Consider the following 21,535-nt stretch of genomic DNA (forward strand, 5'->3'; position numbering starts at 1 on the left):
CGGGAACGGTGCCGCCGCGCACGTCACCGTCGGGGACACACCCGGCGTGGAGGTGCCGACGATAGCTGCCCGCCCGTCCGACAGCGGTCCGCCACTCCGGAATCCGACCATGCCGATCGCACGGTCCGGGCAGTTCAAGCCATCTCGCCGACCGCTCAACTCCGGTGCTGTGCGGTCCGGTTCGAGAATCCTTTCTCCTGACTCCGTCCCAGGCCATTCGGCCCCGTGAAGGACCGATGCCCGACGCCGGACAGCCCGCTCGGATTGTCCGGAACCCGGCATCGCACCTCCCTGATTGTCAGTGGCGTGACCCAGGGTTCCGTCCCGTGACCCCATCCAGCCCGACCGAGGAGACCGGTGCTTCCGACGCCCTCACGCAATCCCCCGTTCGAGTCACGCCGTCGCCGGTGTCCCCTGGCCGAGTGAATCGAACGAGCACGAGCACCGACCACGCCTGCCCGGCGCACGACTTCTCGAACCTGCGCTCGACCCGTCGCCCGGCCCACCCCGTATCGACCCCGTGAACAGCCGCGTTGTCCGGGGTGCTCCACCCGATCCCTACCGAGGAGAAGTCCATGAATCCCGTACGTCCTCTTCCCGCCGCCCACCCCGCGTTCGAAAATCCTCCTGCCGTGTCCGTCAAGCCCGTGGCGCTCCGGCGCCCGGCGGACGCGCGCCGCGCCCCGTTCGCATCCGCATCACGACCGTCACCGAGGTGGGGGGCATGAGCGACGCGAAGACCCTTCCCGCGGCTCCGCGTGACTGGGCCGAACGGGAGATCGGGGGCGTCGCCGAGATCCGGGACACCGCGCACCCGCGGCGGAACTCCCCGGTGTGGGAGCTCGTGCGCCCGGACGGCTGCCGGTTCTTCCTGAAGGTCTCCCGCACGGCGCGGAGTTACGAGAGGGAGACGCTCGCCCTGAGGCACGCGGTGCCCGCGCTGGGAGCCGGCAGAGCGCCCCAGCTGCGGGCGTCCAGCGCCGAGCACCTGGCGCTGCTGACGACCGCCGTGCCCGGCCGACCGGTACGGGAACTCGCGCTCACGGCGGCCCAGGAGTACGAGGCACACCGACAGGGCGGTCTGCTTCTGGCCAGGCTGCACGCGGCCGGCGACCTGACCGGCCGCCGTCGTGCCGAGGCCGAGGGAGCGCTGTGCTCCGTGACGCAGGACGCGGACAGACGCCTGGAGGAGGCCGGGGACCGGCTGACCGAGGCGGAGCGCGCACTCGTCCGTACCTTGACCGAACAGCTGCGCTGGGTGGGCCCGTTGCCGCTCGGGTTCATCCACGGCGACGCCCGGCCGAGACACCTCCTCTGGTCGGGGCGTGCGGCCTGGGTCGGATTCGAGAGGTCCCGATTCGCGCCCGTCGTCCAGGACTTCGTCACCCTGGCCTGCGGAGTGTGGGCCGACCGACCGCGGCTGCGGACCGCCTGCCTGAGCGGATACGGACGCGAGCTGACACCACAGGAGCTCCATGTGCTGAAGTGCCTGGCCGGACTGGACGCGGTGAGTGCCCTCGCCCGGGGCGACGAGCACGACGATCCGCCCCTCGCCGCAGGCGGGCGGCGCACCCTGCACCGGCTCATGACGGGGGTGTTCGTGTGAAACGGCCCCGTGTCACCGCGCGAGCGTCCGCGGCCCCCGCGCCGCAGGACCTGTCCACCACCGGGGACACGGCGGCGGCCGTTCCCGGCGCCCGCTCGGCGGGCCCTCAGCCCTCGGCTCCCCCCGAACTGGACTACAACGGGCGCAAGCACCGCCGGGCCATGGACGACGCCACCTTGTGGGACATGGCCCGCCGGATCCCCATGGCGCTCGCCCAGTCGGCCCGGCTGGCCTGGTCCGTCGACCGACGCATGACGATCACGATCCTCGTGTGCCAGCTCCTGTCCGGCCTCGGCACCGCCGTCATGCTCACCGCGGTCTCCAGAGCACTGCCCCACCTCGCCGCCGCCGACGCCCGCACCGGTCTGCGTCAGGCATGGCCGGCCCTGGCGGTCGCGGTCGTCGCGATGGCCCTGGGCGCCGGAATGTGGATCCTCGCGGACTGGGCGACCCGTCGCCTCAATCCGAAGATCGCCTCGGCAGCCGATCTCACCCTGGTCGACCTCCACATGAGAGCCGAGCTGTCCGCGTACGACACCGACGGGTTCACCGACCGCAGCCAGGCCGCGGAGATCGGCGCGCTGCGCGCGGTCGACCTCGCCGACGACGCCAAGACACTGACCAACGGCTTCGTCCAGCTGGTATCCGCCGCGACCGTCCTCACCTCCCTCCACCCGCTGCTCCTGGGTGTGCTGCTGCTGTCGGTCGTCCCGAGGGGCCTCGGCGGAGTCATCGCCGCGCGCATCGACTACCGCGTCCACGACCGCACCCTCTCCGCCCGCAACGTGCGCGGCATGATGCGCTGGTGGCTCACCACCGCAGACCTCGCCGACGAACTGCGTGCCAACACGATGCGCCCTTACCTGCATTCCTGGTACCGGGCGATGTGCGACCGGGTCGAGGGACGCGAACTGCAGGGTGCTCGGCCGTACTTGCTGGTGACGCTCCTCGCGGCGTCCTTGGCGGGCCTGTTCACGCTCGGCATGTGGGCGTCCCTGGCGGCGCTGGTCGTCTCGGGAGCGATGTCGACGGCGATCGCCGGAACCGCCGTCGTCGCCTCGCAGACCGCAGGTCGCGCCCTCAACTCGATCGTGCGGTACGGCGCGGTCATGTTCCACCACGGCCTCTACCTCAGCGACTACTACACCTTCGTCGACGAAGTCCGCTCCATGACCAGCGCCCGCGGCACCACCCAGGCCAGGGCGCCGCAGCAGATCCGCCTGTGCGAGGCGGAGTTCACCTATCCCGACAAGGAGGCTCCCGCCCTGCACCCGATCACGCTCACCCTCAACCGCGGCGAGGTCGTCGCGCTGGTCGGCGAGAACGGTGCGGGCAAGTCGACCCTGATCCGCCTGCTCACCGGGCTGACCGTGCCGACGGGCGGAACCGTCCGGTGGGACGACACCGACCTCGCCACCACGGACGCCGAGTCCGTCTGGCGGCACGTCGGCCTCGTGCCGCAGAAGAACGGGCACTGGCCGCTGCGCGCCCGGGAGAACATCACCCTGGGCCAGCCTCGCGAGTTCGGCGACGAACGCGTATGGGATTCCGCTGAACGCGTCGGGATGACCGAGCGTCTTCAGGATCTGCCGGACCGGCTCGACACCCTGCTGGCTCGCTCCGTCTGGGGCGGACACGAGCTGTCCGGCGGGCAGTGGCAGCGTCTGGCGTGCGCACGGGCGATGTACCGCGAGCCGGCCGTCCTCGTCCTGGACGAGCCGACCAGCGAGATGGACGCCCGCGGCGAACACCTGATCTTCCGCGAGCTCCGCGAGATGGCCCCGGACCGGATCACCGTGGTCGTCACGCACCGCCTGGACAACGTGAGGATGGCCGACCGCGTCATCGTCCTCGACCGGGGACGCATCCGCGAGGAGGGCACCTTCGACGCCCTCGTCTCCACCGAGGGAAGCCTCCTGGGCGAGCTGTACGCACTCGCCCAGGACCGCTGACTCCTCTCCCCCACAGCGGGCGGGGCCGCGCGCGAACGCGGCCCCGCCTCTGTCCGTTCGTGAGTCGGTCTTCACACCCTCGGGCACGAGAGTTCCCTTGGGTCTCTCTTGTTCGACATCTTTCGGGATCCTGGGTGACTTCGTCCGCGGTCATTCGTTGGGAATGGTGGCAACGGCTGCGACAGGGAGTTCGCGTTTGCGCCCGCCTTGCGCCCTCTGCTTCACCGCCCACGGTTGACCGCCGTCATGCGCGGAATGAATACGGACAGGGATTCGCGACCCCTTGACGAGTTCGGATCACGGGCGCTTCGGCCAATGGGACCACGGGGGGACACACGTGTTGAACGAGTCCATTGTCGCTTTAGCGGCGGCAGGGGGCGCTGCCGTGGTGCAGGCTGCTGGAACGGACGCCTGGACTGCCACGAGGGAGCGCATACGCCAGGTGTTCTCACGGCATCACGACCGCGGCCATCAGGCAGCGCTGCTGCTGGACCGCATGGAATCGGAACTGACCGCGGATCCGTCGTCCGCCGCTCAGGATCTTCTGCGCAACCAGTGGCGGGGTGTGTGGCACGGCTACCTGGAGAGCTGGCTGCAACAGCTTCCTCATACCGAGCGCGAGGTCCTGGTGGATGAGTTGAGGAGCGCTTCCGCCCCATCGGAAGCGGCACACAGGACAGTCGACGTACAGGTGGGCCGAGACGTCACCGTGCGGGCCGAAAGCGGGTCGGTGGCCAGTGCGTCGCTTCGCGTCGAGGGAGGAATTCACCTCTCCGCCCCTTTCACCGGTCCTCCGCAGCCGGGGAGGTAGAGCCGGGCGGTGTGATGGCGCGTTTCGGCCCGGTGGCCGCCGAGAATCTGAATATCGCCCAGGTGGTGATGAGCGGGCAGGCGAACGGGTTCGAGGGCGATGTCACATTGGCGCCGCCCGTCGGGGATCGTGACTGGCGCATCCCCCTGCGGGGCCGTGAGGAACTGGTGACCCGGTTGACGCGGTTGTGGCAGGAGCCGGCGGACGGCTTGGTGCATGTGCTGCATGGAATGAGTGGGATCGGAAAGACGGCCGTGGTACTGGAGATGGTCACGCGGGTCCGCGCCGGAGCCGGCGGGCGGGCGCCTGCTGAGCGGGTGTTCTGGGTGGACGGGCGGCACGAGGCGGCATTCGTCTCTGGCATGCGGGCGGTAGCCCGGCAGATGGGGGTCGGCACGCGGGACGTCCACTGCGGCAGCGTCGTCGACGCGCTATGGGAACGCTTTGAGCACTCCGCGCTCCGGTGGCTGCTGATCGTGGACGGCGTCGAAGACCTGACACTGCTGGACGGTCCCGGGCGCCTCAGCGCGGGAACGGGCTGGGTCCGTCCGCACGGCTGCCCAGCGGGACTGGTGGTGATCACCTCCGCCTGCGGCATCGCCCGGCTGTGGGGACGCGGCGCGCTCCTCCACGCCGTGGGTCCACTCGCCGTGGACGAGGCGGCGAGCGTGTTGCTGGACCACTCAGGGGGCTCAGCGGGTACACGGGCCGATGCCTCCGGCCTCGCACGCCGGTTGGGCGGACTTCCGTTGGCACTGCGACTTGCGGCCTCCTACCTGTCAGAAGCCGTCGCCATGCCGCAGTCATTACGCAGCGACCACACGCCGACCGACTTCACCGGATTTCGCCTGGCTCTGGACCAGTATGGGAGCGACCTGAATCCGGCTGCGGCAGTCGCCGGCACATGGCGGATGTCGGTGGAGCTGCTGCAGCGTCAAGGGCTCGTCCACGCGCCCTATCTGGTTCGTGTCCTGGCCTCCTTCAGCGCCGCGCCGATCCCGTACACGCTGCTGCTGCGACCGGCCGTACTGAGCGCGCTCCCCGGGGGAACGGGGCTCGACGGGACCACGGTCTGGCGCACCCTGCAGGAGTTGGCCGCACTGCAGCTCGTCGAACTCGACAGGGCTGCCCCCAAGCACGAAGGACCCCTTTGCGTGAGTCTGCATCCGCTGATCCGTGACATCGCCCGCGCCGGGGCCCAGTCCACCGTTCCGGTGGCCCTGATGGAACGCGTGCTGCGCCTCAAGGAAGTGGAAGAGGCGCCGGAAAGCCCATCTGCTTGGCCCGTGTGGCGGGCGTTGGCCCCGCACTGCCTGGATCTTCTGCGACAGGGCCGCTCGGAGGCCGCCGAACTCAGTCCCGCGGAACGCGAGGTGTGCGCGGAGGCGGCCGAGCGGGCAGCGCGCTTTCTGCAGGCGCAGGGCATGCATCGACAGGCGCGCGAAAGCCTGGAGGAGGTGCTGGCACTCCGGGTCCGCCTGGGCGCCGACGACCTCAGCACAGCCACCACGCGGCACAGCCTCGCGCTCGTCCTGCACAGTCTGGGCGAATGGGCGGCGGCGCAGACCCTGTACACACAAGTGTGGCAGGCGCTGTCGGAAGGCAGGGGCGCGTCTCACGCCCATACGCTCAAAGTCCGGCATGAGCTGGGGCGAGTCCTCTTGGACCAGGGGCAGCTGGAGCAGGCCCAAGAACACCTGCGGGCTGTGCGCGAGACGCGTGAGCGCATCGGCGGAGCGGAGGACCCGGACGCTTTGACCGCCCGGCACGAACTCGCGCGCGTCCTCCACGGAATGGACCGCTGGGCCGAAGCCCGTGAGGAGTACGAGGCCTTGTTGGCGCTTCAGGAGCAGGTCTCGGGAACCGGACATCCCCGGACAGTGACCGTGCGACACAACTACGCCTGCCTTCTGCAGGACATGGGCCAGGCCGAACAGGCGCACGAGGAATGCGAGCAGGCGCTTGCGGACCGACGTGCACTGTACGGGGACGATCACGGTCTGACGCTGAGTACGAGGTATCTGCTGGCCGTCATTCTGCGCGCGAGAGCCCTGACCAGGGAGGCGCGCGTGGCCCTCGAGGACGTGGGCGAGCGTTGCCGGGAACTACTGGGTGAGCATCACCCTCAGACTGTGCGCTGCAAGTCCCTGCTTCAGCGGTGGGACGGTCTGGACCAGGAAGCGTGTCCCACGTCGAGTGGATAGGACCGTCATACGGCCAGATAGTTTGTGGTGCGTTGCCCGCGTGGCCCTCTCGTCAAGCGCCGCACCCGCCGCCGTAAACCTCCCGTGGATCTCCAAGCAAGTTGCCCATAAAACACGACACGCGGTACAGATCACCCCATCGGGATGCTTGCGCACTACTGTGAACACGCACGAACACGACAGGACATGCCCGCACCCAGGGCAACTGGGCTTCCCAGTCCGAAGAGACATACCGCCTGCAAGGCATCGACTACTTGCGGTCCGGAGGTCTGACCGGAGGCGATGCATGTCGAGGATTGGAATCGCCTTGCCCCGTGGGCGGGGTCTCGGGATCCGCACCAATGCTCGGCACTCAGACTTCCCCTCTCAGGTCATCCGTATGAAAATACTTAATACGTGACAGGTGATCGGGCGCTACGAATCCCGAACGGGACTCGATGACAGGACCGTTCCTGCGGAATCTCCCGCCACAGATGAGGAACACCACCTACCGACCACCCACCTTCAACAGGAAGTCCATTTCAGCGCTCCCCAGATGAGTACCACACCGGCATGAGAGTCGGACACATGGGTCCCTTCTTGCACTCCCCCAGGACCCAGACTTAACCCACCAGCGGCCAGTACGTGATTCCCCCAAATCACGCAACCCAACAGAGTTCCGCGCGACCGTACCCTGCGTCGGCACGGGAATCCGCAAGCCACGCCGGGCAGACCTACTCGAGGACTCCGCGATCCTGACGAGCTCGCCACCTGCAGGGCAGCACGAACGCCCGCCGCACTGGGCCAGGTTGCGTCGACTCACCTCGTGCACTCATGTTCCGCGGCCGGCAAGGCCACGAGTTGCGTCGTAGCCTCGGGCACCAAGAGCGCGATGATTCGACCCACGCAATGCGCCAGAACGGTCACGCAATCAGCATTCAACTACTGCACAGGCGCATGGATATGACCGCAAGACCGTGGCCACAGCGCCCGTGGGAGTTCCGCATGGATGCAACACCGTTTCCGGCGGGGCGAACGCCTCTGCCAACCTCAAGCTCGTTTATGCACAACTGAATTCCCGTACTACACCGACCACGACTGATGGCATCCACAAAGAAGACGATCTTCTTTTCATAGAAGACTTGGCGGACTGGTGGTGGTCATGTAGAAGAACTGCCAACCCGTGCCCCCCGGTCAGCACGCGCGCCACTCGGGGGCACCGACAGTCGGTTGCATTCAGACCTTGCGAGCCAGCCCCGCGGCGATGAGGTGTTCCCAGACGGTGAGTTCCCTCTCGCCGCCGTCGCTCCACGGGTTGTCCACCGCCACGGGGCGCCACAGGGAAGCGGGTACGACTCCGGGGTCGAGGATCTCCAGGCCGTCCAGCAGGGAGGCGATCTCCTCGTCGGTACGCCAACGGCCACGGCCGAAGGTCTTCTGTAGGACCTGCTCCGCCTCCGCCGTCTCCGGGTTGTTGCCGGACCGGAAGTGGCTGACGAAGAAGTAGCTGCCGGACGGTACGCGGTCACGCCAGAAGCGGACGATCCCGGCGGGGTCCTCATCGTCGTTGACGTGGTGGAGGATCGCGCTGAACACCACGGCCACTGGGCGCTCGAAGTCGATCATCTCCCGGGTCTCGGGGTGGTTGTAGACGGCTTCGGGGTCGCGGACGTCGGCCGCGATGACCCGGGTCCGGTCGTTCTCCTCCAGCAAGGCACGTCCGTGGACGAGCACTTGGGGGTCTATGTCGACGTACACCACACGGGACTCCGGGGTATGGCGCTGCGCGACCTGATGCACGTTGTCGGCGGTCGGCAGACCACTGCCCAGATCGATGAACTGGGTCACGTCGGTGGTCGTCGCGATCTCCGCGACCGCCCGGGTCAGCGCGGAACGGTTGGCGAAGGCGATCGCCACAGAACCGGGAAGGTCGCGTTTGAACACGTCGCCGACCTCCCGGTCAACGGCGTAGTTGTCCTTGCCTCCCAGCAGATAGTCGTAAACACGCGCAATGCTGGGCTTGGTGGCGTCGATCGAGGTGCCTTCGCTCGTCATGACAACCATCCTCCCCTGCGAGGGAACCCGCTGCCCAGCACTTTGAACCATCGAACCGGCTCACTCGCATCGGTGCGCTCGGACGGCCCTCGGCGTCCTCCTCGGGACGCGGGAGGCACAGACCGAGAGCGAACTGGACGAACCCCCAGTCCTCGCCAGGGTCAACCAAGCGCCGGTCGGGCACTCACCTTGGCGGCCAGGAGCACGCGCCATTCCTGAAGGTGCTTCATCTCGTGGTCGCCGAGGTTGTCGTCGACGCCATAGAGCGTCCCCGACTCGACGGCGATCTCCTCGTCCAAGAGGTCGAGGGCTTCCGTGACGTCGCCGTTGAGTTCCAGTGCCGTGACCAGCGTCTTGCGGACGGAACGGGTCTCGTTCCACCGTTCATGGCCGAAGGCCCGGGACTCGTCGTACAGGGCGCGCAGCAGTCGTACTCCCTCGGCCGGTTCCCCGTTCTCCGCGAGGAACTGGGCGAGCACCGCGCGGCAGCGATGGGTGTCGGCGTGTTCGGAGCCCAGTACCCGGACGGAGTCGTTCACGACGGCCCGCGCATCGGTGACGGCCCCTTCCAGGTCGCCGATCCTTCGGCGGATCCAGGCGAGGGAACGGCGCCAGTTCAGGGTCTCGGGGTCGTCGAACCCGAACTCCGCAGTTCGCTCGGCCACTTCGGCTTCGATCAAGCGCAGCCTGTCATCGTGCAGGTCTTCTTCGAGGAGCCACATGAACACCGTGGAGCGGGCGGCGAGGGTCTGGGGGTGCCAGCGACCCAACTCCGTCGTCAGGTGAGCCATGTCCTCGTACACCTGCGGCCAGCTGCGCGAGGTCGGTCGTCGCGCGTGCCGGAAGCGCCGCCTCACCCTCCAAGTGCCTGGGGTACCACGCGTCCGACCCTGCTTCGCACGAGCTCCGGTACCGCCCCGACTCTCCGGCTGCTGTGACCCGACCACCATCAGAACGCGCCTCCGCTGTCCACTCTCACGTCTCCTTCTCCGCCGGCCCGTGTGATCCGCGCCCGTTCATTGCGGAGCCCCCCGAGGGGCATCGTCGTGCGGTTAGGTACGAGTGGGCGCGGCCGCGCGCCGAGGACGACCCCGGCGTGCGGTGGATCGGCAACGCACGTCCACTTCAGGCTATCCGCCCCAACTGAGCCTGCCCAGACAGCCCTTGGTCCGCGCCCCGCCCGACAACTGGATGCGTCAGGACACTGACCCGGGACCGGGCAGCCGGCACTCCGGGCGGCCGAGTGATGAAGCGTTGAGGAGTGAGAGGATGCCGGAAGCCTTCGCAGGCTCCGTCGCACGTCCCGGTCGTAGGCATGGAAGGAGACCGACGCATGGAGTTCGCCTTCTCCGGCCGAGTGATCGAATGGCGCGGGCCCGCGCCGTACTACTTCGTGCCCGTTCCGGACGAGGAGTCCGCGGACATCCGCGAGGTGGCCGCCATGGCCACCTACGGCTGGGGCGTGATCCCGGTCGAGGCCCGGATCGGTGAGGTGGCCTTCCAGACGTCGCTCTTTCCCAAGGACGGCGGCTATCTACTCCCTCTCAAGGTCGCCGTGCGCAAGCCGAGCGGCCTCACGGCAGGAGAGGAGGTGACGGTGGAGATGACCGTCCGCCTCCACGAAACACAGCCCCGGTAGGTTCTCGGCCTCGACTCCCTTGGAAAGGAGGGTGTTTCGCCATCGACCCTGATCTCCTGGTGGCCTTGTGGAGGGAACGGCATCCGTCGGGTCCTCCCGTCGCTCACACGTTCCGTACGCGGTACGCGGATCGCTGGGTGCGCTTCCACAGCCTCCCCGAATCGAAGCGCTACCCGGAGTCCGAGGAGGAGTACGCGATCGTGCTGGACCGGTACAACACGGTCCTCGACGAGTTGTTCGCGAACACGGATGTGTTCGTGGTGACCGTGGACTGGTCGCCCACACCGACGGGGCCCGCGGGACACCCGACACGACAGACCCTGCACCCCGAGGGCATCCGCTGGTGGACCGAGTCGCACCAGGACGACCCCGACCCCGAATTCCGCATCCACACACGGCTGTACGCCGACCGGCGCCGGTGGCACCGCGGCTGCCTCGACGAGCTGTTGCGGGCCGTCGCGGACGACGCACTCGCCGAAGTCTTCGTCGCCGACACGGAGCTGCGACACCTCCATCATCCCTACGACGGCGGCGCGGACGTCATCCTTGCCACGCCCGCGGAGCGTGATCGCCTGCGCGACCTCCACAAGGACTGGCTGTCCAGCCACCCGGCCGGCCTCTGAGAGAGCCGCGGCGGTCTCCCTTCCTCGGCCTACGCAGTGGTCCGTCGACACTGCGCGCGGACTCGGCCGACGCGTCCGTGTCCTCACCTCCGTGAGTTCTCGTACGCATCACGGATTGACGCGGGGACGCGCCTTCGATCATTTACGAGAAAGCCGTTCGCGCGTGCCCAGCGGCGTATCGGCTCGTCGTCCGGGCGGGGATCCGGTTCACGGAGTGGTCGACCGGGGCCACTCCAGTCTCCCGAGGAGCGTCCTTCCATCAGGTCCGCCGTCTGTTGAAAGAAGGCGAACAGCGAAGCGTAGACACCTTCCTCGGGCACGTGCGCCTCGGCCCATGTCCCAACGGTTCCGGTGAGGGTGTCGAGAAACGTCCCGTAGAGGCCGTCCCGCTCCGCGGCGATGGGCACCCACTCGCGACGCCAGAACGGATACCGGGGATCGCGAGACGGCTCCGACTCCTCCACGCCCATCTGACTGAAGTAGACCCGCTGAATGTCCGTCAGACCGAGAAGAAGATGGCCTCCAGCGATGGGCACGTCGCATCCCAGCGCCACCAGGCAGGCTTGGTCATCGGGCTGTCTGCCGGCGTCGACGTCGGTCGTCAGAAGCCACTGCCGCAGCTCCCTCGGCAGCTCCAGACCCATGCGCAGTTCGGCTGCGCCGATGGCTGACGGGCTCCCCGGAGCACCGAGCGCGGCACACACCTCAGGGTCGTTCCGCTCCAGCCACGCAGTGACCCGTTCCCATGCTTCTCGCACGTCTCCCGTCTCGGGCATCGGAGACTCATTCACGCGCCGTCTCCGCCCGGGCAGGGTGCACACAGGTATTGCTGACGCGCACCCGTGTCGCTGACACTCGGCGAGCGTTGCGCGGTCTCCGCGACCGCCGTGTCGTGCCACCGTCGAAGCAACGGCCCATGGTGATCCATGCGAGAACCGTATGGCCACCCACTGACATTCAGCTCTTGCAGCCTGTTCCGTCGTGCGATGCAGCGCCCCTCTGGTGCCCCGGCCGCCGTCAGCGCGCGGTGAACCGTTCCTCGGGTTGGCGTGAGGTGAATGAACCAAGGCTCTCCGTATTCGGCAGCGTCGCGTCGACGCAGGCATGACGATCACCGCGCGATTGAGGAAGACTGGGCAGATGCGTCTCGATCCCGGCGGACTCCTGTTCATAGCGCTCGGACTCGCCCTTGTCGCCGCGGGCTTCCTCTCGCGGGGACGTGTCGTGCGCCCACTCTCCATGCATCGGGCCCAGGCGGCCGAGAACCGGGTTCGTGCCAGAAACCTGCTGCGTTCCGCGGACATCGCGATCGCCCAAGCACGCCGCCAGGCTACGCACGGCGAACCCGCAATCGTCCCGGTCAAGGACGTGAGCAGGGTGGCCTGTCAGCACTACGGGCACGTCTCCGTGGATCGCGAGGAAGCAGCCGCCGCCCTCCGTCGACGCTATGCGGCCGCCGACTGCCAGGCGGACTGCATGACCGACGCTTTCAACTGACGGGCTCCTCGGCGACCAAGTGATGTGGTGATCGGGCTCTTGCAAGCGCCTCACCTGTCTGAAGGATGGCCGACCCTCTGCGGCGCAGATCAAAACCGTTGGCGCGACACCCGCCGCTCTGGCGAGACTGAGTGGATGCCTGCCAGCGCACCCCATGGACATGTCGAGCCTCCACCTTTCGTCACCGAGTTCGCGGCGGGGCGGCCGGCACGGGCCGTGTGGAGGAACGAGGTCGGTGGACTGACCTTCGAAGTCGGGTCGGGTGACGGCCGCCAGTTCGTGAAGTGGACGCCAGTCGGCAGCGGGATCGACCTCGCCGACGAGGTGGCTCGCCTGCGGTGGGCGCTGCGGTTCACCGCGGTGCCTCGGGTGCTCGGCGAGGGCGCGGATTCCTCGGGCTCCTGGATCATCACCCAGGGCTTGCCGGGGTGGAGCGCGGTGGACGATCGCTGGCAGCGTGACCCCGGCACCGCCGTGCGCGCGATCGGCTCCGGGCTGCGGGTTCTCCATGACACCCTGCCCGTCGCCGACTGTCCGTTCGACTGGTCCGCCCAACGGCGACTGGATCGTGCGCGGTCCCGTGCGGCGGCGGGACGAACGCGTACGACGGACTGGCATCCAGAGCTTCGGAGGTTCGGGCCGGTCGAGCGCGCACTTGGTGTGCTCGCCGACATTCCGGCCGTCGACCGGCTCGTCGTGTGCCACGGGGACGCCTGTGCTCCCAACACCTTGGTCGGTGACGACGGCACCTGCAGTGGACACGTCGACCTCGGCGCGCTCGGTCTCGCGGACCGCTGGGCCGACCTGGCGGTCGCGACATGGAGTACGCAATGGAACTACGGTCCGGGCTGGGAGGAGCCGCTGCTCGAAGCCTACGGAGTCGAGCCCGACCCCGAACGAAGCCTGTACTACCGGCTGTTGTGGGAGCTGGCGGACTGATCGGGCGGTTCCGCTGCCGAGGACGGGCGACGAGACTCCGGGCTGTCGGTGACCGGCTCGACGTCGAAGAGGGTTTCCTCTTGCGGCGGAATCGGCGGGTCGAGGACGTCGCGGAGATGAACGACCCCTTGGCGCCATTTCGGCCCGTCCGGTACCTCGTCCCACAGCTCGGCGATTTCGGACAGCTCGGCAATCACCTGGTCCAAGGCGTCGACGGCGAGCGTTCGCAGTTCGACGGGGAGCTCCGGCAACGGCTCCGACGGCCCGTAGACCGAGCACACAGGCTCGCCGTCGGGGTGCTGGGCGACGACGAGGGCCGCGGCGGCCACGGCACGTTCGGCGTCGGGGGTGATGAGCTCTTCACCGTGATCGGCGGCCCGTTGGAGGACGCTGCGGATCATCGCCGCGCGTTCCTCCCTCGGTGACTCGTCCAGGTCGCCGGCGAAGTCGGCGGCAGTGTCGTTGTCGAACGGACCGATGTCCCACGTGCCCATGTGGCCCCCAACCTTCGAACGTTGTGTTTCGCAGATCCTGACACCGCCCACTGACAATCGGTCCTCGGCCCGGACCGCCGTCGCCGGTCCGCGGCTTTCGGGCTGCCGTCTGCCCGAAGCGGGGTGGGGCGGCCGGCAGGGAACTCGCGCTCCGCGACACCGATTCGCTTCAGTTCACGGGCGGGCCTGGGTTCGGTCCCGGACAATGATCTTGCCCGTGTTTTCGCCGCGCAGCATTCCCAGGAACGCGTCCACGATGTGCTCGAAACCGTCGACCACCGTCTCGTCCAGGGCGAGCCGGCCGCTCTGCAGGTGCGGCACCGCGAACTCGTACAACTCCTCTTGCAGTTCGAGGTAGTTGCGGACGAGGAAGCCCTCCATGCGCAGGCTCTTCTCCACGATGTCCGCGTGGTCGAAGCGCGGCGACGCAGTGCCGGGGAGGTTGTACTGGCTGATCGTGCCGACGCGGACGATGCGTCCGAACTCGCGCAGCGCTCCCACCCCCGCGGCCAGTTGCTCGCCGCCGACGTTGTCGACGAACACGTCGATGCCGTCCGGGGCCGCCTTCGCGAGCAGGTCGGCGGCGGGCCCGTCGTGGTGGTCGAAGACGGCGTCATATCCCACCTCACGCGTGAGGTGGCGGGCCTTGGCCGCCGAGCCCGTGCTGCCCACGAGCCGTCCGGCGCCGAGCAGTCGGGCGAAGCGCCCGGTCGCCGTGCCGACGCCGCCCGCCGCTGCCGACACGAACAGGTCCTCGCCCTCCTGGAGACGGGCGATCCGGGTGAGGCCCACGTAGGCGGTCAGGCCGGTGCCGCCGAGAAGGCTCAAGTACGCGGTCAGCGGGACCCCGTCGAAGCGGGGCAGCCGGCGGACCTCCTCGGGTGCGACCGCCGCGTGGGTTCGCCAGCCCTTCCGATGGAACACGATCTCGCCCTCGGCCAGCCGAGGCGTGCGTGAGGCGATGACCCGCCCGAGGGTGCGGCCCTCCAGCGGAGCGTCGAGAGCGAAGCCGCCGGGTGCGTCGTCCATCATCTCGCGGTGATACGGGTCCACGGACCAGTAGAGGTTCTCCACGAGCGCGCTGCCGGCCTCGGGCTCGGGGAGCGGGGATGCGACGAAGGCGAAGTGCTCGGCGGTGGGGAAGCCGTGAGGGCGGGCGATCTGGTGCACGGTGTGCGCGGTCTCGGTCATGCCCGGACCGTAGGGCGGGAATGCGCCGCCTGGTCAGCCGGTTGGGCTCATGCGACACACCGTTCCATGAGCAGTACTCATACCCTGAGGTGAGCACCCCGTGGCCCGCACGACCGACTCCGATCTCGCCCCGCGGGAACTGCGCGTACTGGTTGCGGTCGCGGACGCCGGGGGCTTCTCGGCCGCGGCCGAGGCACTCGGCCTGACCCAGTCCGCCGTCTCCCACTCGGTACGCGGCAGCGAGCGCAAGATCGGTGCCGTGCTCTTCGACCGCGGCCGCACCGGCGCCCGCCCCACCCCCGCCGGGGACAAGGCCGTGGCGCACGCCCGCCGCGTCCTGCGCCTGCTGGACCTCCTGACCGCCGAGGCGCGCGGCGCGGCCCGGTCCAACGCGGCGCAGGGGCCGCTGCGGATCGCGGCCTTCCGCAGCGCGGCCCTCCACCTCCTGCCTCCGGTCCTGGAGCGACTGCGCGCACGGCACCCGGGGATCGAGCCACGGGTGCGGATCGTACGAGAAGTGGGGCGCGGGACGGCGGGTGAAGTGGCAGACGGCAAAGCCGACATGGCCATCGCCACGCTGGGCGGCTCCGCGCCGCTGCCCCCGGGCCTGGTCGCGAGCGGGCTCCTCGAAGAGCCGTACTCCCTGGTCCACCCGGCGGGGCACACGGCTCCGCGCTCGTTGCCGCTCGTCGACTGGGCCGAGAACTGCGGCTCGTACACCCGTGACTGGTGGGCTGCGCAGGACTGGATCCCAGCGGCGACCGTCGAGGCCGAGGACGACGGAGCGGTGCTCTCCTTGGTGAGCGCGGGTCACGGAATGGCGATCATGCCGGCCCTCTCCCTGTCAGGAGCGGAGGACTCGGTCGGCATCACCGATCTCGGCGCCGGCCGCCCGACACGCCGGGTCGGCTACGTCACCACCGCCGAGCTGGCCGGCTCCGCCGTGGTGCGCGCCCTGGTCAGGGAGCTACGGGCGACCGTCCCGCAGACAGTCAGTCCGCTCGGGGTGGGCTGACGGAGCGTCCGACCCTCCGCCGTCATCCGGCTCGGGGAGCAGCAGGGCGTAGGAGCGAACAGCCGTGAACACCTTCGGCTCAGGCAGGTTCAGCTGTGCCATGGCGGCCGAGGCGGCTTCGTGTCGCTCGCCGTTCACCCGGATCTCGGCCTCCATCGCGCCCGGTCGTCCCCCGTAGAAGACCTTGACCCCGTTGAAGAACGGCGATTCGAGGTCAGCGGCGAAGGTGTTCGCGACGCGGTGCAGGATGTTGAGGTCGAGCAGGGCACTCTGCATGCGCCGGTTCTCGTCGGTGTCGAGCCCGAGGCCGACCGCCCCCGAGACGATCGAGTGCCAGCCTGGAACGCCGCGCTCGTCATCGGGGCTCACGTGGTCCGCGAACTGACCTCGCGGGTCGAGGAGTTCGAGGAGGCACGCGCCCGCCGTCTGGACCCACGCGTCGGCCGCGTGGCGAGGGTCTCCGGACATCGCCACGACACAGTCCATGAAGCACGGAACGTCGGGCTGGAGGCTCACGTCGGGCATCGCCACGAGGTCGTAGTGGTGGCCGCCTCCGTGGTGGGGTGGCGTCACGCCCACGGCCCATCCGTGCGGGCTGCTCAGCGAGTTGCCCTTGAGCACAGCGCCCTCGGTCACTCCAGGCGCGTACGACTCCAGGCTCGCCTTCACGACGGCGAGGAACTCGAGGTCGGCCAGGCGCCCTTCGGGCTTACGGGCTGAGCGCGCACGGCGTCGTATCCAGGGCATGCCGTGGATCCTACCGAACGGCGATCATGCCCGGCCCGCCCTGCCAACAGCCGTCATCCCGCCCGCGGGTTGCTCACAGCAGGCGCAGGACGCCGACCACCTTGCCGAGGATGCGGGCGTCGTCGCCGGGGATCGGGGCGAAGGAGGCGTTGCGGGGCATCAGCCACACCTGGCCGTCCTGCCGGTGCAGCACCTTCACGGTCGCCTCGTCCTCCAGCAGGGCCGCGACGATGTCGCCGTGTTCGGCGCTGTCCTGCTTGCGCACGGTCACGATGTCCCCGTCGCAGATCGCCGCGTCGATCATGCTGTCGCCGGACACCGTCAGGGCGAACAGCTCGCCCTCGCCGACCACCTGGCGGGGCAGGGAGTACACGTCCTCGACCATCTCGTCGGCCAGCAGGGGCGCACCGGCGGCGATCCGTCCGACGAGTGGCACCTGGGCCGGCTCCGAGCTTCGGGCGGCGAGTTCGGGCGCCCAGGAAGGACGCACTCGGTAGGCACGGGGACGGTGCGGGTCGCGGTAGAGGACGCCCTTGAGTTCGAGTGCGCCCAGCTGGTGGGAGACCGAGCTGGTGCTGGAGAGCTCCACGGCCTCGCCGATCTCGCGCATCGACGGCGGGTAGCCCTGCCGGGCGACGGACTCGGTGATGTAGCGGACGATGGCCGCCTGGCGAGCGGTCAGCTCACCCTCCACGGCTTGGACGCCCGGGGGTCGTCCCCGGCGTACTGGCGCGTTCTTGTCCATCCCCGGGCCCCTCCGTGTCAAGATCCTCGCGGAACCTGACCTTAACCCGCCATCCGGTGCGCATGGAACGCCGGTACGGGAATTCCGAGCCACCATGACGCGAAACGGGCTTCCCGGCTGCCGGGACGGTCACCCTTCGGACCGGTGCGAGGGGAACGCCGAGCCCCGGCTGCTGGCGGGCCCGAGGGCGTCTTTGCCCTGGCTTTCCAGGGTCACCAGTGCGGTGTCGGCACGCCGGGTGAGTCGTCGTCGCCCTCGCGTACCGGGCGCGGAGGCTGGTCGAGGATCTCGCGGGCCGTGGCTTCGTCGGCTTCGCCTCGGCGCTGCCGGGCCCGCACCCAGTCGCCGAGCACGGTGAAGCGTTCGTAGAGCATGACGAATGCGCCTTTGGCCGGTTTCACAGTGATTCCTTCCAAGGGGGTCTGGGAAACTCCATCGCACATCTGAACAATGGACACGGCAGCGGCTGCTGGAGTCTTCTGGCTGATGAGGGGGCTGCGTGGGCGGCATCGGTGAGGACGGCACGGTTTCGGACGTTCGTACGGCGGCTGGGTGGCCGTCGCACGAGACGCAGCTGTCCGAGGACGCCGTCCGGGTGTTCCGGTGGGTGAGCGACCAGGGGTCGTGCGACGCGGGGACACTGGGCGCGACGCTGGGGCTGCCGGAGAGCCGCGCCGTCTCGGCGGTGGCGACGCTGACCGAACTGCTGCTGTTGCGCCGTCTGCCCGGGAACCCCGACCAGTTCGTGGCGGTGGCGCCGGACGCGGCCCTGGCCGCGCTGGTCGCGCCGAGGGAGGCCGGGTTGCGACGGCAGCTCGCCGAGATCGATCGGCTGCGCGCAGAGCTTTCCCTCCTGGCGCCGTTCTATGCGGAGGGCCGACGGCAGTGGCAGGGGCGGGCGCCGCTGACGGAGATCACGGACCTGAAGACCGTCGTGGGGATGATCACCGAGGCCACGATGCGCTGCCGGAAGGAGGTGCGCACCTGTCACCCCGGCGGCGGCCGCTCCCCCGCGCTCCTGGAGCAGGCCTTCATACAGGACCGCGACATGCTGCGCCGCGGCATACGGATGCGCACGCTGTACCAGCACACGGCCCGCTACCACCTGCCCACGCAGGAGTACGCGCGGCGGATGACCGACGAGGGCGCCGAGATCAGGACGCTGAGCGAACTGTTCGGCCGCATGGTCGCCTTCGACGGGGAGACGGTGTTCATCCCGCACCAGGACGACCTGGACGCGGCGATCGTCATCCAGGACCCGTCCACCGTCTCGTATCTCTGCGCGACCTTCGATCACGCCTGGTCCCTGGCCGAGCCCTATCACCCTGCCTGGACGGAGAGTTCGGCGCGGGACGAGGTGAAGCAGGCCATCGTGCGGCTGCTGGCCGAGGGCATGAAGGACGAGATGGTGGCCCGGCGGCTGGGGATGTCGTTGCGCACCTGCCGCAAGCACATCGCCGAGATCATGGAGCAGTTGGGCGCCGCCAGTCGCTTCCAGGCCGGATATCTGGCCCGCGTGCAGTCCTCCGGACCGGCCTCGGCGACCACGGGCGGAGCCTGAGAGTCCTGCCGGGGCAGGCATCGGGCGGCTCGGAGCCGGACGACTCGGCGGTACGTACGGACTCAGCACCTCTCTCCCGACGCGGCCGCCTGCTCACGCGCGAACAACAGGGTCAGCCAGGGGAGTTCGTAGCGCACCGTCTCCGGGGCGCCGGCCAGATGCGCGCTCACCTCGGGCGGAGCGGGCGGGGGCAGGACGCCGACATCGATCAGTTCCTCCAGCGAGCGCTGCGCGGCCCGTCCGTTCGTGCCCAGGACACGGGCCGCGGCGGGGAGCGCGAAGGAAGCGTCGGGCAACGCGGCCAGCGCGTGGAGGGAGTGACGGGCGGCGGCGGGCAGCCGGGCCCAGGCGCCGGCAAGCCGGGCGCGGACTCCCAGGCCCCCGGACGCGAGTTCATCCAGGGCCTCCAGCGGATGTTCGAGGCGCTCCGCGTACTGGCCGAGCGGCACGTGACGCAGCACCGACAGGCGGTTTCCGGCCGCTCGCAGGGCGAACGGGAGGAAGCCGGTGGCGGCGACGACCCGTACGGCCGCGATGTGCTCGGTGGCCAGCCGGGTCCGTCCGATGATCGCGCCCAGCAGGTCGAGGCCCTCCTCGGGGGACAGCGGCGGGAGTTCCACCCGGTGCGCGGACTCCAGAAGGGGCAGCCGGTCTCGGGAGGTGACAAGAGCGGCGGCCGTACCCGACGGCGGCAGCAGCGGGGCGAGCGCGGTGGCGTCGGGGGCGTCGTCCAGGACCAGCAGGATCCGGCGTCCGGACAGCCAGGAACGCCAGACGGTGGCGGCCTCCTCCCGGTCGGCGGGCAGCCGCTCGGTGCATCCGAGGGAGCGCGCCAGCTCCGCCAGCACCGACGCCCACGGACGCGTCGAGCCGTCCTCGGCACACAGCCGGGTGGCGACCACGCCGTCCGGGTAGTGGGCGGCGAGACGGTGCGCGACGTGCACGGCGAAGGCCGTCTTGCCGACGCCGACCGCGCCGGTGACGAGGACCGGGGGTCCGCCCTCGGCTTCCAACTGGGCACGGACGAAGTCCAGTTCCCCGGTGCGGCCGGTGAAGTCGGCGAGGTCCGGCGGGAGGAGCAGGCGTGACCCGGCGGCTGTGCCGCGCGGCCGGGGCGGGGCCATGTCGTCCAGGAGGGAGCGGTAGGCGCGCTGCAGTGCGGCACCGGGTTCCAGGCCCAGCTCCCGGGACAGCCACTGACGGCAGTCGTCGTAGGCGGCCAACGCCTCTGTCCTGCGGCCGACTTGGTGCAGAGCGGTGAGCTGGGCAGCGCGCAGCCGCTCCCGCAGCGGGTGCCGGCCCACCATCTCGTCGACGGTGTCCGCGACCGGGCCCGGGTCGCCGATCTCGAGCTGCGCCTCCGCCCAGGCCTCGTACACGGCCAGTCGCCGGGCGTGCTGCCGTTCGACGGCTGCGCGCAGCACCTCGGCACGGGGTGCCAGGTCGCTGAAAGGGTCGTGCCGCCACAGGTCGAGCGCCTGGCGGTACGTACGGGCCGCGTGACTCGGGGCGCCCGCGCGCGCCTCGGTGTCGCCGCGCCGGGCGAGTTCGTCGAAGCGCAGGGTGTCGCATTCCTCGGCGGTGAGATGCAGTACGTAGCCGCCGGGACCGTGGCTCAGCCGGCCGAGGTCGTCGGGGTCGAGCACCCGGCGCAGGGTCGAGACGTACGCCTGGAGGTTCTTGCGGGCCGTGCGGGGCGGGTCGTCCGGCCAGACGGCGTCGGTCAGTTCCTCGACGGACACCGGCGCGTTGGGGCGGGTGAGCAGGACCGCCAGGACGAGGCGCTGCTTCAGGGGTCCGAGCGCTAGCGGCAGGCCGCCGCGGGTGGCCCGCAGTGGGCCGAGAAGGCTCAGTCGCAAGGGGGCGGTGACGGACACGTCCCCGCCCGTGCTCGTGAAGCAATCCCCGCCGGTGCCGGTGAAGCTCTCCCGGCCGGTGCCGGTGAAAGCCTCCGCGCCGGTGCCGGTGAAGGCCTCCGCGCCGGTGCCGGTCCCGGTGCCTGCGAAGGCTTCTCCGCCGATGCCGGCGAAGGTTCCCCCTCCGCTGCCGGTGGCCGCTTCCCTCTCGCCGGCGACGGCGGGCTCCGTGCCGATGTCACCGGCGGGCTCTCGCGGAATTCCGGTATCCCCCGCCACGTGGCGGCTTTCCGTGAGCGCGTCGGCCATCTCGCCCCCTCAGCCCCTTCCCCACCCGGTGTCGGGGTCGTCGGAGTTCTGACAGAGGAAAGGAATTCTGTGCACGAAAGCCTCCGAGGAGCCGCAGGGGGTGAGGGAATCCGTGAGGAGCCGTGAACCTTCGGAAATTCGATCGAATTCCTCCGGCCTTCACAGGATGCGCACGGGCCGGTTCCGGGGCCATGGACTCGAGGATGGCTCAAGGTGCATGCAGCAACGCACCCGCCGGGACGGAAGACGAATAAGGGCATGAAAGCGACCAAAACCATCACCGTTCCCGGAGCCCCGCCAACGGCCGACCGA

The 21,535-nt window shown here is 69.6% G+C and carries 19 protein-coding genes; 10 read left to right on the top strand and 9 right to left on the bottom strand.

The annotated features are described in order from the left end of the window. Nucleotides 1-724 precede the first annotated feature (724 nt). The 4 genes from ACFYYF_RS33350 to ACFYYF_RS33365 all read left to right on the top strand — a co-directional run bounded on the left by ACFYYF_RS33350 (nucleotide 725) and on the right by ACFYYF_RS33365 (nucleotide 6,573). Nucleotides 725-1,606 (top strand): phosphotransferase enzyme family protein, encoded by an 882-nt coding sequence (locus tag ACFYYF_RS33350; RefSeq protein WP_388781225.1) that lies wholly within the window; start codon nucleotides 725-727, stop codon nucleotides 1,604-1,606. Between the two features lie 185 nt (nucleotides 1,607-1,791). Continuing rightward, nucleotides 1,792-3,558 carry an ATP-binding cassette domain-containing protein gene (locus ACFYYF_RS33355; protein WP_388781458.1) on the top strand — a complete coding sequence of 589 codons (1,767 nt, stop codon included), beginning with the start codon at nucleotides 1,792-1,794 and terminating at the stop codon, nucleotides 3,556-3,558. Nucleotides 3,559-3,898: 340 nt separating this feature from the next. Next, nucleotides 3,899-4,369 carry a hypothetical protein gene (locus ACFYYF_RS33360; protein ID WP_388781227.1) on the top strand — a complete coding sequence of 157 codons (471 nt, stop codon included), beginning with the start codon at nucleotides 3,899-3,901 and terminating at the stop codon, nucleotides 4,367-4,369. Between the two features lie 14 nt (nucleotides 4,370-4,383). Then, entirely contained in the window at nucleotides 4,384-6,573 is a 2,190-nt protein-coding gene (locus ACFYYF_RS33365) for a tetratricopeptide repeat protein (RefSeq protein WP_388781461.1), read from the top strand. Nucleotides 6,574-7,788: 1,215 nt separating this feature from the next. Here ACFYYF_RS33365 and ACFYYF_RS33370 read toward each other — a convergent pair. After that, nucleotides 7,789-8,616, bottom strand: coding sequence for an SAM-dependent methyltransferase (locus tag ACFYYF_RS33370; protein WP_388781230.1), 828 nt, complete (start codon nucleotides 8,614-8,616; stop codon nucleotides 7,789-7,791). 152 nt (nucleotides 8,617-8,768) lie between these two features. Then, nucleotides 8,769-9,398: a tetratricopeptide repeat protein gene (locus ACFYYF_RS33375; protein WP_388781232.1), complete on the bottom strand. Its 630-nt coding sequence runs from the start codon at nucleotides 9,396-9,398 to the stop codon at nucleotides 8,769-8,771. A gap of 542 nt (nucleotides 9,399-9,940) precedes the next feature. Here ACFYYF_RS33375 and ACFYYF_RS33380 point away from each other — a divergent pair. Together ACFYYF_RS33380 and ACFYYF_RS33385 are read left to right on the top strand one after the other, a co-directional pair. Then, entirely contained in the window at nucleotides 9,941-10,246 is a 306-nt protein-coding gene (locus ACFYYF_RS33380; RefSeq protein ID WP_388781235.1) for a DUF1905 domain-containing protein, read from the top strand. 137 nt (nucleotides 10,247-10,383) lie between these two features. Continuing rightward, a complete protein-coding gene (locus ACFYYF_RS33385; protein ID WP_388781237.1) occupies nucleotides 10,384-10,869 on the top strand; it encodes a hypothetical protein in 486 nt (161 codons plus the stop codon). 83 nt (nucleotides 10,870-10,952) lie between these two features. On the opposite strand, the gene ACFYYF_RS33390 is transcribed toward ACFYYF_RS33385, so the two are convergent. Continuing rightward, nucleotides 10,953-11,645 (bottom strand): SMI1/KNR4 family protein, encoded by a 693-nt coding sequence (locus ACFYYF_RS33390; RefSeq protein WP_388781240.1) that lies wholly within the window; start codon nucleotides 11,643-11,645, stop codon nucleotides 10,953-10,955. 364 nt (nucleotides 11,646-12,009) lie between these two features. Between ACFYYF_RS33390 and ACFYYF_RS33395 the strand changes: the two genes are divergently transcribed. Both ACFYYF_RS33395 and ACFYYF_RS33400 read left to right on the top strand, forming a co-directional pair. Next, complete coding sequence (locus ACFYYF_RS33395) at nucleotides 12,010-12,366, top strand: hypothetical protein (protein WP_388781242.1); 357 nt, start codon at nucleotides 12,010-12,012, stop codon at nucleotides 12,364-12,366. Between the two features lie 135 nt (nucleotides 12,367-12,501). Continuing rightward, complete coding sequence (locus tag ACFYYF_RS33400) at nucleotides 12,502-13,305, top strand: phosphotransferase (protein WP_388781245.1); 804 nt, start codon at nucleotides 12,502-12,504, stop codon at nucleotides 13,303-13,305. Here the strand turns inward: ACFYYF_RS33400 and ACFYYF_RS33405 are convergent. Together ACFYYF_RS33405 and ACFYYF_RS33410 are read right to left on the bottom strand one after the other, a co-directional pair. Then, on the bottom strand, nucleotides 13,275-13,850 hold the full coding sequence (locus ACFYYF_RS33405) for a DUF4259 domain-containing protein (RefSeq protein ID WP_388781247.1): 576 nt from the start codon (nucleotides 13,848-13,850) through the stop codon (nucleotides 13,275-13,277). The two genes, ACFYYF_RS33400 and ACFYYF_RS33405, sit on opposite strands and share 31 nt — an antisense overlap. A gap of 123 nt (nucleotides 13,851-13,973) precedes the next feature. Then, a complete protein-coding gene (locus ACFYYF_RS33410; RefSeq protein WP_388781250.1) occupies nucleotides 13,974-14,990 on the bottom strand; it encodes an NADP-dependent oxidoreductase in 1,017 nt (338 codons plus the stop codon). A gap of 100 nt (nucleotides 14,991-15,090) precedes the next feature. Here ACFYYF_RS33410 and ACFYYF_RS33415 point away from each other — a divergent pair, with 100 nt between their 5' ends. After that, the gene (locus ACFYYF_RS33415) at nucleotides 15,091-16,005 is read left to right on the top strand and encodes a LysR family transcriptional regulator (protein ID WP_388781252.1); all 915 of its coding nucleotides are present in this window, start codon (nucleotides 15,091-15,093) and stop codon (nucleotides 16,003-16,005) included. Here ACFYYF_RS33415 and ACFYYF_RS33420 read toward each other — a convergent pair. From ACFYYF_RS33420 to ACFYYF_RS33430, 3 genes are all read right to left on the bottom strand, one after another. Continuing rightward, nucleotides 15,958-16,752: a DUF6348 family protein gene (locus ACFYYF_RS33420; protein WP_388781255.1), complete on the bottom strand. Its 795-nt coding sequence runs from the start codon at nucleotides 16,750-16,752 to the stop codon at nucleotides 15,958-15,960. The two genes, ACFYYF_RS33415 and ACFYYF_RS33420, sit on opposite strands and share 48 nt — an antisense overlap. Nucleotides 16,753-16,825: 73 nt before the next feature. Then, nucleotides 16,826-17,497, bottom strand: a complete 672-nt coding sequence (gene lexA / locus ACFYYF_RS33425) for a transcriptional repressor LexA (protein ID WP_361685279.1) — start codon at nucleotides 17,495-17,497, stop codon at nucleotides 16,826-16,828. A 212-nt stretch (nucleotides 17,498-17,709) separates the two neighbouring features. Continuing rightward, the gene (locus tag ACFYYF_RS33430; RefSeq protein ID WP_388781258.1) at nucleotides 17,710-17,898 is read right to left on the bottom strand and encodes a hypothetical protein; all 189 of its coding nucleotides are present in this window, start codon (nucleotides 17,896-17,898) and stop codon (nucleotides 17,710-17,712) included. 98 nt (nucleotides 17,899-17,996) lie between these two features. Between ACFYYF_RS33430 and ACFYYF_RS33435 the strand changes: the two genes are divergently transcribed. Further along, nucleotides 17,997-19,058 (top strand): LuxR C-terminal-related transcriptional regulator, encoded by a 1,062-nt coding sequence (locus tag ACFYYF_RS33435; protein ID WP_365481169.1) that lies wholly within the window; start codon nucleotides 17,997-17,999, stop codon nucleotides 19,056-19,058. A gap of 62 nt (nucleotides 19,059-19,120) precedes the next feature. Here the strand turns inward: ACFYYF_RS33435 and ACFYYF_RS33440 are convergent, their stop codons facing one another. After that, on the bottom strand, nucleotides 19,121-21,223 hold the full coding sequence (locus ACFYYF_RS33440; RefSeq protein ID WP_388781261.1) for a BTAD domain-containing putative transcriptional regulator: 2,103 nt from the start codon (nucleotides 21,221-21,223) through the stop codon (nucleotides 19,121-19,123). Nucleotides 21,224-21,535 lie beyond the last annotated feature (312 nt).

The organism is Streptomyces sp. NPDC001914 (assembly GCF_042891215.1).
In the GTDB taxonomy this organism is placed as follows: Bacteria; Actinomycetota; Actinomycetes; order Streptomycetales; family Streptomycetaceae; genus Streptomyces.

What these genes read in the sequence shown, in the direction of transcription:
- ACFYYF_RS33355 (WP_388781458.1), top strand. Translation starts at nt 1,792, where the DNA reads ATGGCCCGCCGGATCCCCATGGCGCTCGCCCAGTCGGCCCGGCTGGCC.
- ACFYYF_RS33370 (WP_388781230.1), bottom strand. Translation starts at nt 8,616, where the DNA reads ATGGTTGTCATGACGAGCGAAGGCACCTCGATCGACGCCACCAAGCCC.
- ACFYYF_RS33380 (WP_388781235.1), top strand. Translation starts at nt 9,941, where the DNA reads ATGGAGTTCGCCTTCTCCGGCCGAGTGATCGAATGGCGCGGGCCCGCG.
- ACFYYF_RS33365 (WP_388781461.1), top strand. Translation starts at nt 4,384, where the DNA reads ATGGCGCGTTTCGGCCCGGTGGCCGCCGAGAATCTGAATATCGCCCAG.
- ACFYYF_RS33410 (WP_388781250.1), bottom strand. Translation starts at nt 14,990, where the DNA reads ATGACCGAGACCGCGCACACCGTGCACCAGATCGCCCGCCCTCACGGC.
- ACFYYF_RS33440 (WP_388781261.1), bottom strand. Translation starts at nt 21,223, where the DNA reads ATGGCCGACGCGCTCACGGAAAGCCGCCACGTGGCGGGGGATACCGGA.
- ACFYYF_RS33395 (WP_388781242.1), top strand. Translation starts at nt 12,010, where the DNA reads ATGCGTCTCGATCCCGGCGGACTCCTGTTCATAGCGCTCGGACTCGCC.
- ACFYYF_RS33390 (WP_388781240.1), bottom strand. Translation starts at nt 11,645, where the DNA reads ATGCCCGAGACGGGAGACGTGCGAGAAGCATGGGAACGGGTCACTGCG.
- ACFYYF_RS33400 (WP_388781245.1), top strand. Translation starts at nt 12,502, where the DNA reads ATGCCTGCCAGCGCACCCCATGGACATGTCGAGCCTCCACCTTTCGTC.
- ACFYYF_RS33420 (WP_388781255.1), bottom strand. Translation starts at nt 16,752, where the DNA reads ATGCCCTGGATACGACGCCGTGCGCGCTCAGCCCGTAAGCCCGAAGGG.
- ACFYYF_RS33375 (WP_388781232.1), bottom strand. Translation starts at nt 9,398, where the DNA reads ATGGCTCACCTGACGACGGAGTTGGGTCGCTGGCACCCCCAGACCCTC.
- ACFYYF_RS33350 (WP_388781225.1), top strand. Translation starts at nt 725, where the DNA reads ATGAGCGACGCGAAGACCCTTCCCGCGGCTCCGCGTGACTGGGCCGAA.
- lexA (WP_361685279.1), bottom strand. Translation starts at nt 17,497, where the DNA reads ATGGACAAGAACGCGCCAGTACGCCGGGGACGACCCCCGGGCGTCCAA.